Source organism: Hyphomicrobium sp. 1Nfss2.1 (genome assembly GCF_965243865.1).
Taxonomy (GTDB): Bacteria; Pseudomonadota; Alphaproteobacteria; order Rhizobiales; family Hyphomicrobiaceae; genus Hyphomicrobium_A.
Window position 1 is genome coordinate 1,487,770 of sequence record NZ_OZ251603.1, and the last position, 14,209, is coordinate 1,501,978.

Sequence of the window (14,209 nt, forward strand, 5' to 3'; positions counted from 1 at the left end):
GCGAGCCTCCCCTCGCACACCCCGGGCTTCGGTGGGTGAAGGTCGAGCATGCGTCAGCTCGTTGACATGCCCTCGGGGCGATCACTCGCGATAGCTAGGACGCGCTGATGCACGCAGGCACGCGCTCAAACGCCCGCGTCTTCGCAAGCTTGTCCGTCCGGATTTTCAGAAGCGGCGCACGAAGCCGAAGTCGAACACGTCCATCGCGGGCGACAGCGTGTCTTTGCCAGCCGGCAGCGTCGAGAACGTCACGTCGTCGAAATCGATCCGGCGATAGCCGCCATGCAGCGTGATGTCGTTGTTCCAGACGAACTCCAACCCGCCGCCGTAGGTCCAGCCGCTGAGCGTCTTGCTGTCGGAGGCGCCCGTCACCGTGTTCGTCACTTCCATGCCGCCGTAGGCATAACCGGCAGTCGCGTATGGCAGGAAACGTCCCAGCGAGACGCCGAGGCGACCACGTATCGTGCCGTAATAGTTGAGGTCGGACTTGACGCCGTAGCCGCCGCCATCGGCCCAGGAATAGAACGCGTCGGTGATGCCACCGATCAGGATGCCACCGACCTGATAGTCGTACCCAGCCTTGGCTCCGATGGCGAACCCATCAGGATCGCTCAACAAGCCGCCGCCAGAACCGCCGAGCTTCAGCTCGTCGCTGAACGAAAAATCGGGAGACAGAATGAAGCCAGTACGGTCGATCGGCGCCAGCTCGGCATCCGTCGCGTAGCTGAAGTTCGGGATGCGAAACCATTCCTGGGCATCCGCCCGAGGTGCAGTACCACTGACCGCCGCCGCTGCACAAATGCAAAGGCACACAAAACGACCACGCCCACCCACAATGCCAAGCATGCCGGTCCCCCTGAAGATTGCCGTTAATCTACCGCAGCCCCCAGCGCGCTGTCCGATGCAAATCTGCACCGCATCGGGAAAAACCACAGCCAACTTGCAGATGGAACGGGTTCCGGTCAGCGCCAGGGCAGCTTCTCAGGCTCCTGAAGGCCCGTCCGCCGGACGCCCGAGACCTCCTCGAACGCCTCGGCAAACTCCACAGCCCCGGGCTTGCGGGTGCCGTTGTCCATGCGCCGCGTGAACTCGGCGAGCAGTTCGGCCGACGTCTTCCCGATCACCATCTTGTTCACGTAGTAGGCACGCCGCGAGAAGAAGTTGGGCGTCGGCACCGTGAGACCGGTCGGCTGCATCATCTCGAGCCCCGTTCCCGGACCGGACAGGTTCATCAGCTCCAGCTCTTCGCCCGATAGGTTGGTAAAGCCCTGGCGTTTGGCAAAGTCCTTCAGACCACGCAGCTTCAGCGACTGCAGCCACGGCCCGATGTCGCCATCGAGATTGACGGCGTGCATCCCGTAACCCTTCGACGTCTTTGCGAACGCCACGTGCCGGTACCAGTTGTTCGGCACCGATTTGGCTGTCTTCAGCATCGCCCTCAGCGACGTGATCTTGCGACCGAGCTCGTCTGCACGCGCTCTATCGCGGGCGGACGCACGCATCTGCTCCAGCCGCTTCAAGAACGTGTTGCCATGCTTCACCAGCTCACCGATCGTGTTCGCGTGCAGCAGCTGCGCATAGCCCAGCGCCGACGAGATCGGCTTGCCTTTCTTCGTGATCGGATTGATGCCCGCCTGCATATCGGCCGTGCCGTTGCCGCCCGTCTCCAGCGCATAGACGCGCACCACCTGCTCCGGCGACAGCCCCAGCGAAAGTGCCTCAGCCGCATACCGCCGCTTGAATTCCTTCTCGCTGATCCGCGCCGGCACGAAGCCATAATGCGTCTTTGCCGCTGCGAGAAAATTGGCGAGGCCCGGCATGGGCGTCGGGGGCTTGCTGGGCGTCTTTTTCTCCTGGCTGGCAAGATACCGCGACCACTTCTTGTCGAGTTCTCCGCTCAGTTGCGGACCTTTGTAGGTCGGCGGAAAAGTCCACACGTAGTCGTCGGCGTCGAAGAATTTTGTCGATCTGCGCTTCGCCGTCCGCCCCTTCCGCTTGCTTTCGACCTGCTGCCAGTAAGCATCCAGCAACCGCTCGTGCTGGTTCTTCGCCGTGCGCCAGGCAATGAATTCGTTCTGCTGCGCCGCAGGAAGCGTCGCCACAAAATCCTGCACGCTCGCCGCTCTCGCTGCGCCAGTGCACACCATTGCGCTTGCCGCCAATAAGGCGAGCAGCGGAAACAATCGGTGGCAAAGTCGCATCGGCAATAGCCTCCTTTCGCGTAAAAACGCCGCGATACATTGACGTAACAGTTGGACGTTATCGTGATTTGCAAAGCATTAGCGAGCCCAACCTGCCCCTTTGCGATGAAGCCACAAATACAGGGCTTGGATTTCGTGAAACTGAATGCGATATGCAGTGCGTGAGCACACTCAAGGATCAAGCCCCCGTCACGGCCGCCGAATTTCAGCGACGAGCCCGCGTTGTGTTGCCCCGATCCATTCCGCTATTCGACCCTAACGCCCCTGATACCCCTAGCGATTTCGATTTGAGCCCCGAGCTTGTCCCGGAGGTCGCTCGCGCTCCGCTGGCCCCCGCCGCCGTCCTCATACCCGTGATCGCCCGCCCGACGCTGACCGTGCTTCTTACTCAGCGCACCGAAAGTCTGAGGCGCCACGCCGGCCAGATCGCCTTTCCCGGCGGCCGCATGGAGCCCACCGACCCGGACCCCGTGGCAACGGCCCTGCGCGAGGCGCAGGAAGAAATCGGCCTCGAGCCCTCATTCGTGGAGCCGCTCGGCTACCTCGATGTGTACCGCACGGGAACCGGCTTTCGCATCTTCCCCGTCGTCAGCCTGGTCCGCGAGGGCTTCACCTTGCAGCTCGACGAGCGCGAGGTTGCCGATGCCTTCGAAGTCCCGCTTGCATTCTTGATGGATGAGGCAAACCATCGGACCGAGGCGCGCTTCTGGCGCGGTCAGGAGCGCCGATTTTATGCCATGCCTTTCGAGCAGCGGTACATTTGGGGTGCCACCGCCGGCATGTTGCGGAACATGTACAGGAGGCTCTTTTCAGAATGATCCGCATCGTCGCCGAAAACATTCTTCTCTTCCTGCTGCCGGCGATCGTCTATGTGGCTTACATCTACCTGACGCGGGATGAGAAGCCTCGGGCTTCGCGCGTTCTCGACGACGCTCCGCTGATCTGGCTGTTCGTGGCCGGTGCCGCCATCGTTATCATCACTCTGGTAAGCTTTGGCACGATAACCGGTGGGAAGCCGGGACAGGTCTATACTCCGCCCATTTTCAAGGACGGCCGCATCGAGCCAGGCCATATCGACTGATTGCGCAGGAACGCCCGATGATGCGCTCTGACGACAGCGCCGGACTGCCCAATTTAGCCGGCGCCGAATGGCTGCAGCGCCCGCAAACTCGCGCCGTGTTCGATGCGCTGCGCGCCGATGGTGCAGGCGTGAGAGCCGTTGGCGGCGCCGTGCGCAATGCTCTGCTCGGCACCCCCGTCAAAGACATCGACATAGCGACGACCGCGCCGCCCGAAGAGGTCGTCCGATTGGCCAAGCGCGCAGGCCTCCACACGATCCCAACCGGTTTTGAGCACGGCACCGTAACCCTCGTCGCCGACAAGCATCCCTTCGAAGTCACGACGCTGCGCCGCGACATCGAAACGTTCGGTCGGCATGCACGCGTCACGTTCACCACCGATTGGCGCGAGGACGCCATGCGCCGCGACTTCACGATGAACGCGCTCTACTGCGATCTGGACGGCGTCGTGCACGATCCCCTCGGCGGATATCCCGATCTCGTCGCCAAGCGCGTGCGTTTCATCGGCGACGCGCACGAGCGCATCCGCGAGGACTATCTGCGCATTCTGCGTTTCTTTCGCTTCCTCGCCCAGTATGGCGACCCCGCGGCCCCCGATCCCGATGGGCTTGCCGCCGCGCGCACCGAGAAAGGCGGACTGGCACAGCTTTCCGGTGAGCGCATCCACAACGAGCTTCTCTTGCTGCTGTCGGCGCCACGCGCGCTTTCCGCACTCGCAACGATGCAGGATGCCGGCTTGATCGAACCTTTGCTCGGCGCGCCGGGCAATGTGCAACTCGCAGGGCGCCTTGAGAGTATCGAGGCCGCGCTTGGCCGCACACCCGACCCGATCCTCCGCCTTGCCGCACTGGCAGATTTCCATGCGCCACTGCTGAAAGATAGATTGCGGTTATCGCTGATCGAAGCCGGCCGCCTCGCCGAAGCCGCACGACGCGATGCGTCCTTCGATCCGCGCACCGATGAAGCCGCCGCAAAGGCCTTCATCTACCGGTACGGACCGGATGCATTCGTCGACGGCGCTCTGCTCGACTGGGCGCGCTCCGATGATCCGTTGGATGATCGAGCCCGCGCCGAACGCATCGACCTGCCGCAGCGCTGGACGCCACCGAAGCTTCCGGTGCGCGGTGCTGACGTCCTCGCCCTCGGCGTCCCCGCCGGACCGAAAGTCGGCCGCATCGTCTCTGAGTTCGAAAGCTGGTGGATCGCCGCGGGCTACCCGGACGACCCGCAGCGACAGCATGAAAGGCTGGAGCAGCTGGTGCGCGACGAGAAATCTCCCCGCCGCGCCACCGATGGCTGAAACTGCTTAGGGCGAGAACAGGCCCGAGATCGCATCAGCCAGCGACTGTGGCCCCTGCGACTGCTTCTTCTTCCGCCGCGTGTACTGCTGCTGCGGCTGGCTGTCGGAGCCGCTGTCCGCAGACGCCACGGCATCATCTGAATACGAAGGCTGCTCGAAGCGGATCGACTTTCCGGTCAGAGCCGCCGCGGTGCGGCTGTCGAGGCCGTAGAAGTCGCCGTAGGTCTGCAGCTTGCCGTTATCGTCGACGCGCGCCGTCATATAGGTGATGTGGACTGGAATGTGCTTACTGAGAGCCACCTCGCCGCCACTGGCGAACATCGACTGCACCTTGCTCGCCGACCAGCCCTTGTCCTCGGCCAGCAGCACCTCGGCCAGACGGCGCGGCTCGTGCACGCGCATGCAGCCATGGCTCAGCGCGCGGAACGACTTGCCGAACAGGTTACGCTCCGGCGTGTCGTGCATGTAGACGTCGTGCGAGTTCGGGAACAAGAACTTCACATCGCCCAGCACGTTCTTCGGACCCGGCGGCTGCTGGAAGCTGAAGCGGCGGATGTCGACGCTCGACCAGTTGATCGAATTGGGATCGATCTGCCGACCGTTGGCGAAGGCGCGCAAGTCGTAGGCATCGAGCACGGCCTGGGCCGAATACCCGCCACCGAAAATCCCAAAGAAACCTGCCCCGCCCGAACTCTTGCGCAGCAGCGGCGCCAGCTCCTTCATCTTGATGCCGTCCGGCACACCCCAGCTCGGACGGAACACGACGGTCTTCATGTCCGCAGAAAAGACCGGGGTCGGCCACGACGGCTGACCGACGATGATCTCGTCGGTATGGATCACCTCGCCGTTCTTCACAATGCGGGTCAGGAACTCCGGCACGTTGTCCCAGACGTGGAACTCGCCGAGATCTGGCGGCAGCCAGCGCCAGCGTTCCATGTTTATGAGGATGCGCTCGATCTTCGAATCGTTCGACTGAGCCACCGGGCGCGGCCCACCGTTCAGCACCTGCCGCGTACCGTTACCGACGAGACCATCCGGTGTAAGGTTCTTGTCACGCTGGAAGTCGCGCACGGCCTGAACCAGCTCGTCATCGTAGAGGTTCTCGCTGGACGCATCCTGCGCCGGCACTTTCAGGCGCTGGCGCAACAGAGCAACCTGCGGATCATTCATGCCGGGCCGCAGCAAGCGACCTGCCGGAAGTTGCACGGCCAGTGCAGGGTCTTCCGCCTGCACCTCTTCTTTTTCTTCACCGCCGCGAAGCTTGATCAGCATTTTGCGCAGCGCATGGAACTGCGGATGCTTCGGATGCAGCGAGGTGAGGTACTCGTCCGGCTGCGACGCAGCAGCGATCTCGCTCAGCACCGTCTTTGGCGGCACCAGCGTCGGCTCTTGATCCATCAGCTGCGAGATGCTGCCGGGGTTGATGCGCCCGCCGCGCGCGTAACGCGCATACTTGAGCACCGCGACCGCCACTTGCAGCTCGGTATCGGCGGCAGCCTCCGGCGTCAGGTTCTGCACCCCCGTCGAGGGCACGTCGAACGCGGAGGCCGGCAGACCCCAGCTGTCCGCCCGGCCGATCTCGGCAACGACCGCCTTACCCTTCTCGGTGAGACCGCTCGTGGACGCCCAGAGCGGCGTGCCCGTCACCTCGCCGTAATAGCTGGCGAGGGCGGCAGCCTCTTCTTGATTGACCTTCTTGCCCAGCTCCGAAACCTTCACCCGGATGCTCGCGACAACTGGATCGGCTGGCGGCAGGACTTGCGCCGGGGCGCTCTCGGGCGCAGTGCCAGAGGCAGTATCGGGCAGCGCCGCGGTGGACTTTGGCGCCTCCGCGGCAGGATTTGCCGGCGTCGTCGCGGCTTCATTGGTGGCAGCCGGAGTAGTTGGCGCGGGCGCGGTGGCAGTCGCGGAACCAGGCTGTGGCTCTGGAACCGCACCCGGTTGCGCAGCCGTGGCTTGCGCGTCAGCTGCCGGCGGCGTGGCCGCAGCGGACGACTGCGGCGCCTGGGCCGGCTGTTCAGTAGAGCCCGCGGTGGCCGGAGCAGCTGGCGTGGCGACCGCTGCTGTGGGCTGAGCCGGTTGGCTTGCGGCCGCAGTATTGGCCCCGGCGGCGGGTGCCGCCGCAGGCTGGCTTTCCACCGCAGCGGGCGTGGATTGTGTTGCTGGAGCCGGTGTTTCGGCGCGGGAAGCGACCGATCCCGAAACGCAGAGAGCCGCAATCGCCGGCAAAAGCGCGGCGCGCGTCGAAACAGCCTTCTTGATAGTCATCCCTCGGTCTCCAATCGCGCCTTCAGGCTAGGTGGAGAAAATGGCCGTGACTGGGCCGGATCCGACGCAAACGAGTGATTAGGCATGTGGCAACCGATGCATAATGACGTCAAGGCTAACGTGGAGCATCTCGGCCACAGCCGGTCCATTAATTACCTCAAGAGTCGCGGAAAAGCCCCGGGCACAATCTCACCGCGACCAACCATTCACAGCTTAAGTGAACCTTAAGGCGATAAGCGACCAAAACGAAGAAGGGCGCAGCTTGCGCCGCGCCCTTCCACAATCAGGTGCTTTTGGCGTGGGATTAGAAATCCATGCCGCCCATACCGCCCATGCCGCCGCCCGGCATCGGAGCATGCGAATGCTCCTTCTTGGGCAGTTCGGCGACCATGGCTTCCGTGGTGATCAGCAGACCGGCAACCGAGGCCGCGTCCTGAAGCGCGCAGCGCACGACCTTGGCCGGATCGATAACGCCCTGCGCAACGAGATCGCCGTACTCCAGCGTCTGAGCGTTGTAGCCGTAGTTGTACTTGCTGTTGTCGAGGATCTTGCCGACGATCACCGAGCCGTCCTCACCAGCGTTGGTGAAGATCTGGCGAGCAGGAGACTGCAGCGCCTTGCGCACGATGTTGATGCCGACCTTCTGGTCCTCGTTCTCGACCTTCAGATTCTCGAGCACCTTCGAGGCGCGCAGCAGAGCAACGCCACCGCCGGGCACGATACCCTCTTCGACAGCCGCGCGCGTAGCGTGCAGCGCGTCGTCGACGCGGTCCTTGCGCTCCTTCACTTCGACCTCGGTAGCGCCGCCGACCTTGAGCACGGCAACACCGCCTGCGAGCTTGGCAAGACGCTCCTGCAGCTTCTCGCGGTCATAGTCCGAGGAGGTCTCCTCGATCTGAGCGCGGATCTGCTTCACGCGCGCTTCGATGTCAGCCTTCGAGCCGGCACCGTCGACGATCGTGGTGTTCTCCTTGTCGATCGTCACCTTCTTGGCGCGGCCGAGCATCTGCAGCGTCACGTTCTCGAGCTTGATGCCGACGTCCTCGGAGATGACAGTGCCGCCGGTGAGAACAGCGATGTCTTCCAGCATCGCCTTACGACGATCACCGAAGCCCGGAGCCTTTACGGCGGCAACCTTGAGGCCGCCACGCAGCTTGTTGACGACGAGCGTCGCCAGGGCCTCGCCCTCGACGTCCTCGGCAATGATCAGCAGCGGCTTACCCGACTGAACGACTGCCTCGAGCACCGGCAGCATAGCCTGCAGGCCCGACAGCTTCTTCTCGTGGATGAGGATGTACGGGCTTTCGAGTTCGACGATCATCTTCTCGGCGTTGGTGATGAAGTACGGCGAGAGGTAACCGCGGTCGAACTGCATACCCTCGACGACATCGAGCTCGGTCTCGAGGCTCTTGGATTCCTCGACCGTGATGACGCCCTCGTTGCCGACGCGCTTCATGGCTTCAGCGATCTTGTTGCCGACTTCGGTGTCGCCGTTGGCCGAAATGATGCCGACCTGGGCGATCTCGTCGTTGGACTTGATCTTCTGCGACTTGCTCTTCAGCTCTTCGACGACCGCGGTGACGGCCAGATCGATGCCGCGCTTGAGGTCCATCGGGTTGGCGCCGGCAGCGACCGACTTGGCGCCTTCCTTCACGATCGCCTGCGCGAGAACGGTGGCAGTCGTGGTGCCGTCGCCGGCGAGGTCGTTGGTCTTGGAGGCGACCTCACGAACCATCTGGGCGCCCATGTTCTCGAACTTGTCCTCAAGCTCGATTTCCTTGGCGACCGAAACGCCGTCCTTGGTGATGCGGGGGGCACCGAACGACTTCTCGATCACGACGTTACGGCCCTTGGGGCCGAGCGTGACGCGGACGGCGTTGGCGAGGATATCGACGCCGCGCAGCATCTTCTCGCGCGCGTCCTGCGAAAACTTCACGTCTTTTGCGGACATGTGGGGAAAGCTCCTGAAAAGCTGAATGATGAGTGGAGGCTGAGCGGAATTAGGCGGCGGCCTTCACGCTAGCCTTGCCCTCGAGCACGCCGAAGATGTCGCTCTCTTTCATGATCACGAGATCCTCGCCGTCGATCTTGACCTCGGTGCCGCTCCACTTGCCGAACAGCACGCGATCACCGGGCTTCACGTCGAGAGGATTGACCTTGCCGGTCTCGTCGCGAGCACCGGGTCCGACAGCCATCACTTCGCCTTGTATCGGCTTCTCTTTGGCAGTGTCGGGAATGATGATGCCGCCAGCTGTCTTCGTATCTTCCTCAACGCGGCGGACAACGACGCGGTCATGAAGAGGACGGAACTTCATGGGATCAACCTCATGATGTGCTTTGCGTTTTGAATCTGAATTGCCTCATTCGCGAGGCGTGAATACGCGGGATCGGCGAGCCCATGGCTCACCGGCCCCGCGCCGCGTATATGATCCTGGCTGTTAGCACTGTCAAGGCACGAGTGCCAAGCCCAGCACCAAGACCCGCACCAAGAATTGGGTCAGCCGACCAGCGGCGGCCGCACTATCCGCATCGGCGGCTTAATGAAAGCTTATCGGCTCACCGGTGGCCGGGGCAGGGTCCCCACCTCAGCGGTGACGTGGCCGATCCTTCCACCGACGTCATCCGTGAACGTCCCCACGCTCGGTCATGCCGGCACAAGCCGGCACCCGCTCAAAGCCGCTGCCAACACGAGGTCAAAGTCCCGGGCAGGGGATAGCTCTATCTCGCCGGCACCGCAGACTCTTCGATCAGGCCGCCCGGCTATGGCGTCGCTCTTCTATTTCCTCCACGATTTTGGCGACAAACGCATCAATATCCCCCGGATTTCGCGAGGTGATGATGCCATGATCGGTCGCAACAGGCCGGTCGACCCATCGGCCACCCGCATTGATCACGTCCGTGCGGATCGAGTTGTATGAGGTGACCTCCCGCCCCTTGACCGCCCCCACCTCGACCAGCAGCCACGGCGCATGGCAGATCGCCGCCACCACCTTTCCGGCCTTCAGGAAGGCCTCGATGATACCCAGAGCTGCCTCATTGGTGCGCAGATGGTCGGGGTTCATCACCCCGCCAGGCAGCACCAGGGCATCGAACGATCCGACGTCTACGCCATCCAGGGTGAGATCGACGTCGACAGTCCGGCCCCAATCATTCTTGTCCCATCCCTTGATCTTGCCCGCTTCAGGAGCGGCGATCCGGACATCCGCCCCTTTGGCTTTTAGTTGCCGTAAGGGCTCCTCGAGTTCCGACTGTTCAAAGCCATGCGTTGCCATGATCAGAACGCGGCTCTTGCTGATATGCGCCATGGCGGTCACTCCTCTATTCCTTGAAGGATTGAACCGTCAGACCGCTCAACAGTTCCGCCAAAGGCGATATTCAAAAAACTGAAGCTGAAATAACGAAGGGGCCCGCAACGGCATTAGCCTGCGAGCCCCTTTCGTTCTTATTCCACGTCCTGGATTACAGGCGTTCTAAATGCCGTTCGCGTCAAATAGCGAAATCCGTCAGCTTGGCGCCCTTGTTGAGCTTCGCAACCAGCCAATTCGGCTTGCGTCCACGCCCGGTCCACGTCTCCGACTTGTTGTCGGGATTGACGAATTTGGCAGCGCTGGTCTTGCCCCGGCCGCGCCCGCCGAACAGCTCCGATACCGAGAAACCGCGCTTTTCCGCGAGCTGCGCCAATGCCTGTTTCACCTCAGAGCGCTCACGATCCCGCGCCGCGGTGATTGCTTTTTGCACTTTCGCTTCAAGCTCCAGAAGATCCTTCAGCGACAGTTTATCGACATTGGGTGTGGCCATCCGGTAGTCCTTCCTGAATACGCACGTCTCTAGAGGCAATTCGCCGTTGCCACATCTAGCGCTGCTTCAATTACTTTTTGCCTTCAATTTGTCAAGCCGATCGAAATTAAATCCGCAAAACACAACAATGGACGACGGGCAACACCCTGCAACTAATGCGCGAATCCTCCAGCGTATGGGCCGGTGCCGTCTTCGGAAGGGGAAAGGTGAGTCAACCGGTGCCCCCAATTGGCGTTCAGGCTGCGTTCAGCCGCCCGTGGCTAACTTCAATTCAACCCTGAACTCCCATCTTCCCCGGAGTGATCCAAGAGGGCGCAGCGTTCAGGGTCGCTGCGTCCTCACCCCTCCCAGATCCCGGAAATCAGACGGCCGCGCGCGGAACTGGCGCGGAGGCCCCGCGTTGCCATTGCACATGTGAGCCGGTAGTTTGCCGCCGTGTTTTTCGGAGGCCCCACTATGACGTTCAAACTTGCACCACTGCCGTATGCCTACGACGCCTTGGCGCCGTACATGTCGGCCGAGACTCTCGAGTACCACCACGACAAGCATCACCAAGCCTATGTCGATATGGCCAACAAGCTGATTCCCGGCTCGAAATATGAAGGCAAGAGCATCGAGGAAATCTGCAAGGAAGCCTTCGCCGACAAAGCCCAGCCGGTGATCAACAATGTCGGCCAGGACTACAATCACAACCACTTCTGGCAGTGGATGAAGAAGGACGGCGGCGGCAACAAGCTTCCCGGCACCGTTCAGAAGCTCGTCGAGGCAGCCGGCGGCTACGACAAGGTCCGCAACGACTTCATCGAGAACGGCAAGACCCAGTTCGGCTCGGGATGGACTTGGCTGGCAGTCAAGGACGGCGCGCTTCTACTGATGAAGACGCCCAACGGCGAGAACCCGCTGATGCACGGCGCCCAGCCGATTCTCGGCTGCGACGTGTGGGAGCACAGCTACTACATCGACTATCGCAACGCGCGACCGAAGTACCTCGAGGCCTGGTTCGACAATCTCGTCAACTGGGACCACGTCGAGGAACTGGCACAAAAGGCCGTCTAATCTCGCAGCTTATGACCCAGATAAAGAAGGCGCCGATGACAGTCGGCGCCTTTTTCTATTCTGGCTTCTGCTCTGAGTTCGGCTCTGGCGCTGTGCCCTGTGCTCTGAGGTCATTGAGGTAGGCGACGATCGCTTCTACCTGATCCGGTTCGAACACGAACTCGGGCATATCCGGATGGCCGGAAATGAGTCCCTCCGCTAGCGCCTCGGCGAGATTATCGGGCGGATAGCGCGTTACCACCACGCGAAACGGGGGCGCCTCTTTGTGCTTGCTCTCGCCCTCGAGTCCGATTGCATGACAGCGCGCGCAATTAGCTTCGAGCAGCGCGCGTCCCTGATCGATTGTCGCCGTCTCCGCGATAGCGCCACGCGTCGCCAGCAAGACCGCCCCTGATAGCAGCGCGACAGCAATAGCACTACGACGGCTAGCCCTGCGCATCACTCGCACTCGCAAACCATTGCAGCTCAGAACCACGCAGGTTGCCACCAATGCAGCGCCGCGCGCACTAATTCAGGCTGCACCAGCCATGCGATGAACACCAGCAGGATGACACCCGCAATCAGAAACATGATTGGGCCGGTCAACGGCGTTCGATAGCTCATGCCGGTGCCTGGAATGCCCAGCGTGACCATGCGCTTGCCGTCAGCGCCCACGTTGACGGTCGCGCCCTTGCCGCCAAGGCTCGTGCTGACCCGAGACTTGCTCAGGTTGACTTTCACGCCCTTTGCGACGCCGATCTGCTTGCGGAAGCGAAAGCCGGGAAGAAAGCCCATCGTAGATCCTCGTTCTTTCAGTCCGAAAAACCCACCAACTGTCTGATCAGATGGGTCGAGTCGCGTTCCATTGCCAACCTATTCTCATGCAGCCGGCATGAGAATACTGTCCAAAAACAACTGGGGATTTGCGGCCTTTTTGCCTCAGCCGTCCTTACGACCGATGCCGAACCAGCCGCCCAATTTCTCTTTCACGTCAGTCAGTTTCTCTGACATGTTACCCATCGCTGAATTCATCGCCTGGATGCGCTCGAAGGCACCCTCGACGATGTTTTCCTCGCCGTACTTGCGCCGGTTATCCTCGTCCGCCTCGATCAGCTTCGCGCGCTCTTCCGCCGTCAGCGGTCCGATCCTCGCCATCGGCGGGCGGATCAGCGCCCGCTGCACCATCGACGGCTCACCTTTGTTGCGCAGCGTCGAGACGAGCGCCTCGCCCACTTTGAGCTGCTGGATCGCCTGCTCGGTATTGAACTCCGGATTTTTGACGAAGGTCTCCGCCGCCGCCCGGATTGCCTTCTGCTCCTTCGGCGTGAACGCGCGCAGCGCGTGCTGCACGCGGTTGCCGAGCTGTGCCGACACCCGGTCAGGAACGTCCGATGGGCTCTGTGTCACGTAATAGACACCGACGCCCTTCGAGCGGATGAGGCGCGTCACGCGCTCGATCTGATCAAGCATCGCCTTCGGCGCATCGTCGAACAATAGGTGAGCCTCGTCGAACAGGAACACCAGCTTCGGCTTATCGAGATCGCCAACCTCAGGAAGCTTGTCGAACAGCTCGTCCAGCATCCACAGCAGCGCCGTCGCATAAAGCCGCGGATTGTCCATCAGCTTGTCGGCCGCGAGCACGTTGACGACGCCATAGCCATCGCGCACGCGCATGAAATCGTTGATGTCGAGCGACGTCTCGCCGAAGAACTTGTCGGCACCCTGCTCTTCCAGAACCAGCAGGCGGCGCTGCAGCACGCCCACTGTCTGCGGAGCGATGTTGCCGTACTTGGAGCGCAGCTCCGGCGCACGCCGCCCCATCTCTTCGATCACAGCGCGCAGGTCGCGCAGCTTGCGGATCACCATCTTCGGGTCGCGCGTCTCGCGGCGGTCCTCTGCCCAGCGGAACGCGATGTTCAGTACGCCTTCCTGCGGCTCGGTAAGGTCTAGCAGGCGTGACAGCAGCAGCGGTCCCATCGACTGCACACTGGTGCGCACCGGATGTCCTTGCTCGCCAAAGATGTCCCAGAACGCCACTGGGAAGGCGGCATTGAAATAGCCAGGCAACCCTATTTCTTCCGCCCGCGCAACGAGCCCTGGCTTCTGCTCACCCTTGACGCCGATGCCAGAGAGATCACCTTTGATGTCCGCAGCGAAAACAGGAACGCCTGCCGCCGAGAAGCCTTCCGCCAGCACCTGCAATGTCACCGTCTTGCCGGTGCCCGTCGCTCCGGTCACCAACCCGTGCCGATTAGCCAGCTTCAGCTCGATGAACTCGATGCCCGCGTGGCTGCCCCCGAGGAGAATGCGTCCGTTTTGAGCGAAGAAGTGCGGGTCGGCAGCAGGATTCTCCGCCGCTGCGGACTTGGACTTTTCGGGCATTGTGGGCTCCAATCTGGGGCTGCCGGCGACCGGCTTCGCACGCGACTCGACGCGACAACGCCCGTTTTTCTTGGCACGCAGCTAGGTCCATTGCAAACATCGGTTGCATGCAGGACACGGGAGGCGTGGACCACCCGCGCGCCGTA

The 14,209-nt window shown here is 62.2% G+C and carries 14 protein-coding genes; 4 read left to right on the forward strand and 10 right to left on the reverse strand.

Translation table 11 applies throughout. The annotated features are described in order from the left end of the window. Nucleotides 1-165 precede the first annotated feature (165 nt). Together ACP15D_RS07425 and ACP15D_RS07430 are read right to left on the reverse strand one after the other, a co-directional pair. Nucleotides 166-846, reverse strand: coding sequence for an outer membrane protein (locus tag ACP15D_RS07425; RefSeq protein ID WP_424956895.1), 681 nt, complete (start codon nt 844-846; stop codon nt 166-168). A 116-nt stretch (nt 847-962) separates the two neighbouring features. Continuing rightward, nucleotides 963-2,114: a hypothetical protein gene (locus ACP15D_RS07430; protein ID WP_424956896.1), complete on the reverse strand. Its 1,152-nt coding sequence runs from the start codon at nt 2,112-2,114 to the stop codon at nt 963-965. Nucleotides 2,115-2,353: 239 nt separating this feature from the next. On the opposite strand from ACP15D_RS07430, the gene ACP15D_RS07435 reads away from it, so the two are divergent. The 3 genes from ACP15D_RS07435 to ACP15D_RS07445 are packed head-to-tail and all read left to right on the forward strand — an operon-like array spanning nt 2,354 to nt 4,580. Next, entirely contained in the window at nt 2,354-3,019 is a 666-nt protein-coding gene (locus ACP15D_RS07435) for a CoA pyrophosphatase (RefSeq protein WP_424956897.1), read from the forward strand. Beyond that, nucleotides 3,016-3,282 carry a DUF6111 family protein gene (locus ACP15D_RS07440; protein ID WP_424956898.1) on the forward strand — a complete coding sequence of 89 codons (267 nt, stop codon included), beginning with the start codon at nt 3,016-3,018 and terminating at the stop codon, nt 3,280-3,282. The genes ACP15D_RS07435 and ACP15D_RS07440 overlap by 4 nt, the downstream gene beginning before the upstream one ends. A gap of 17 nt (nt 3,283-3,299) precedes the next feature. Then, nucleotides 3,300-4,580 carry a CCA tRNA nucleotidyltransferase gene (locus ACP15D_RS07445; protein ID WP_424956899.1) on the forward strand — a complete coding sequence of 427 codons (1,281 nt, stop codon included), beginning with the start codon at nt 3,300-3,302 and terminating at the stop codon, nt 4,578-4,580. Nucleotides 4,581-4,586: 6 nt separating this feature from the next. Here ACP15D_RS07445 and ACP15D_RS07450 read toward each other — a convergent pair whose 3' ends face one another. From ACP15D_RS07450 to ACP15D_RS07470, 5 genes are all read right to left on the reverse strand, one after another. After that, nucleotides 4,587-6,848: a L,D-transpeptidase family protein gene (locus ACP15D_RS07450; protein WP_424956900.1), complete on the reverse strand. Its 2,262-nt coding sequence runs from the start codon at nt 6,846-6,848 to the stop codon at nt 4,587-4,589. Between the two features lie 304 nt (nt 6,849-7,152). Continuing rightward, on the reverse strand, nt 7,153-8,799 hold the full coding sequence (groL, locus tag ACP15D_RS07455) for a chaperonin GroEL (RefSeq protein WP_424956901.1): 1,647 nt from the start codon (nt 8,797-8,799) through the stop codon (nt 7,153-7,155). A 49-nt stretch (nt 8,800-8,848) separates the two neighbouring features. Beyond that, entirely contained in the window at nt 8,849-9,163 is a 315-nt protein-coding gene (locus ACP15D_RS07460; RefSeq protein WP_424956902.1) for a co-chaperone GroES, read from the reverse strand. Between the two features lie 432 nt (nt 9,164-9,595). Further along, nucleotides 9,596-10,153 carry a type 1 glutamine amidotransferase domain-containing protein gene (locus ACP15D_RS07465; RefSeq protein ID WP_424956903.1) on the reverse strand — a complete coding sequence of 186 codons (558 nt, stop codon included), beginning with the start codon at nt 10,151-10,153 and terminating at the stop codon, nt 9,596-9,598. Between the two features lie 181 nt (nt 10,154-10,334). Continuing rightward, on the reverse strand, nt 10,335-10,646 hold the full coding sequence (locus tag ACP15D_RS07470) for an H-NS family nucleoid-associated regulatory protein (RefSeq protein ID WP_424956904.1): 312 nt from the start codon (nt 10,644-10,646) through the stop codon (nt 10,335-10,337). 456 nt (nt 10,647-11,102) lie between these two features. On the opposite strand from ACP15D_RS07470, the gene ACP15D_RS07475 reads away from it, so the two are divergent. Then, nucleotides 11,103-11,702, forward strand: a complete 600-nt coding sequence (locus ACP15D_RS07475; protein ID WP_424956905.1) for a superoxide dismutase — start codon at nt 11,103-11,105, stop codon at nt 11,700-11,702. A gap of 55 nt (nt 11,703-11,757) precedes the next feature. On the opposite strand, the gene ACP15D_RS07480 is transcribed toward ACP15D_RS07475, so the two are convergent. The 3 genes from ACP15D_RS07480 to ACP15D_RS07490 all read right to left on the reverse strand — a co-directional run bounded on the left by ACP15D_RS07480 (nt 11,758) and on the right by ACP15D_RS07490 (nt 14,063). Then, nucleotides 11,758-12,084, reverse strand: a complete 327-nt coding sequence (locus tag ACP15D_RS07480) for a c-type cytochrome (RefSeq protein WP_424956906.1) — start codon at nt 12,082-12,084, stop codon at nt 11,758-11,760. Between the two features lie 83 nt (nt 12,085-12,167). After that, a complete protein-coding gene (locus tag ACP15D_RS07485) occupies nt 12,168-12,476 on the reverse strand; it encodes a DUF4236 domain-containing protein (protein ID WP_424956907.1) in 309 nt (102 codons plus the stop codon). 144 nt (nt 12,477-12,620) lie between these two features. Continuing rightward, complete coding sequence (locus ACP15D_RS07490; protein WP_424956908.1) at nt 12,621-14,063, reverse strand: helicase HerA-like domain-containing protein; 1,443 nt, start codon at nt 14,061-14,063, stop codon at nt 12,621-12,623. Between the last annotated feature and the right edge of the window lie 146 nt (nt 14,064-14,209).

What these genes read in the sequence shown, in the direction of transcription:
- ACP15D_RS07440 (WP_424956898.1), top strand. Translation starts at nt 3,016, where the DNA reads ATGATCCGCATCGTCGCCGAAAACATTCTTCTCTTCCTGCTGCCGGCG.
- ACP15D_RS07425 (WP_424956895.1), bottom strand. Translation starts at nt 846, where the DNA reads ATGCTTGGCATTGTGGGTGGGCGTGGTCGTTTTGTGTGCCTTTGCATT.
- ACP15D_RS07470 (WP_424956904.1), bottom strand. Translation starts at nt 10,646, where the DNA reads ATGGCCACACCCAATGTCGATAAACTGTCGCTGAAGGATCTTCTGGAG.
- ACP15D_RS07465 (WP_424956903.1), bottom strand. Translation starts at nt 10,153, where the DNA reads ATGGCGCATATCAGCAAGAGCCGCGTTCTGATCATGGCAACGCATGGC.
- ACP15D_RS07460 (WP_424956902.1), bottom strand. Translation starts at nt 9,163, where the DNA reads ATGAAGTTCCGTCCTCTTCATGACCGCGTCGTTGTCCGCCGCGTTGAG.
- ACP15D_RS07435 (WP_424956897.1), top strand. Translation starts at nt 2,354, where the DNA reads ATGCAGTGCGTGAGCACACTCAAGGATCAAGCCCCCGTCACGGCCGCC.
- ACP15D_RS07490 (WP_424956908.1), bottom strand. Translation starts at nt 14,063, where the DNA reads ATGCCCGAAAAGTCCAAGTCCGCAGCGGCGGAGAATCCTGCTGCCGAC.
- ACP15D_RS07475 (WP_424956905.1), top strand. Translation starts at nt 11,103, where the DNA reads ATGACGTTCAAACTTGCACCACTGCCGTATGCCTACGACGCCTTGGCG.
- groL (WP_424956901.1), bottom strand. Translation starts at nt 8,799, where the DNA reads ATGTCCGCAAAAGACGTGAAGTTTTCGCAGGACGCGCGCGAGAAGATG.
- ACP15D_RS07450 (WP_424956900.1), bottom strand. Translation starts at nt 6,848, where the DNA reads ATGACTATCAAGAAGGCTGTTTCGACGCGCGCCGCGCTTTTGCCGGCG.
- ACP15D_RS07485 (WP_424956907.1), bottom strand. Translation starts at nt 12,476, where the DNA reads ATGGGCTTTCTTCCCGGCTTTCGCTTCCGCAAGCAGATCGGCGTCGCA.
- ACP15D_RS07445 (WP_424956899.1), top strand. Translation starts at nt 3,300, where the DNA reads ATGATGCGCTCTGACGACAGCGCCGGACTGCCCAATTTAGCCGGCGCC.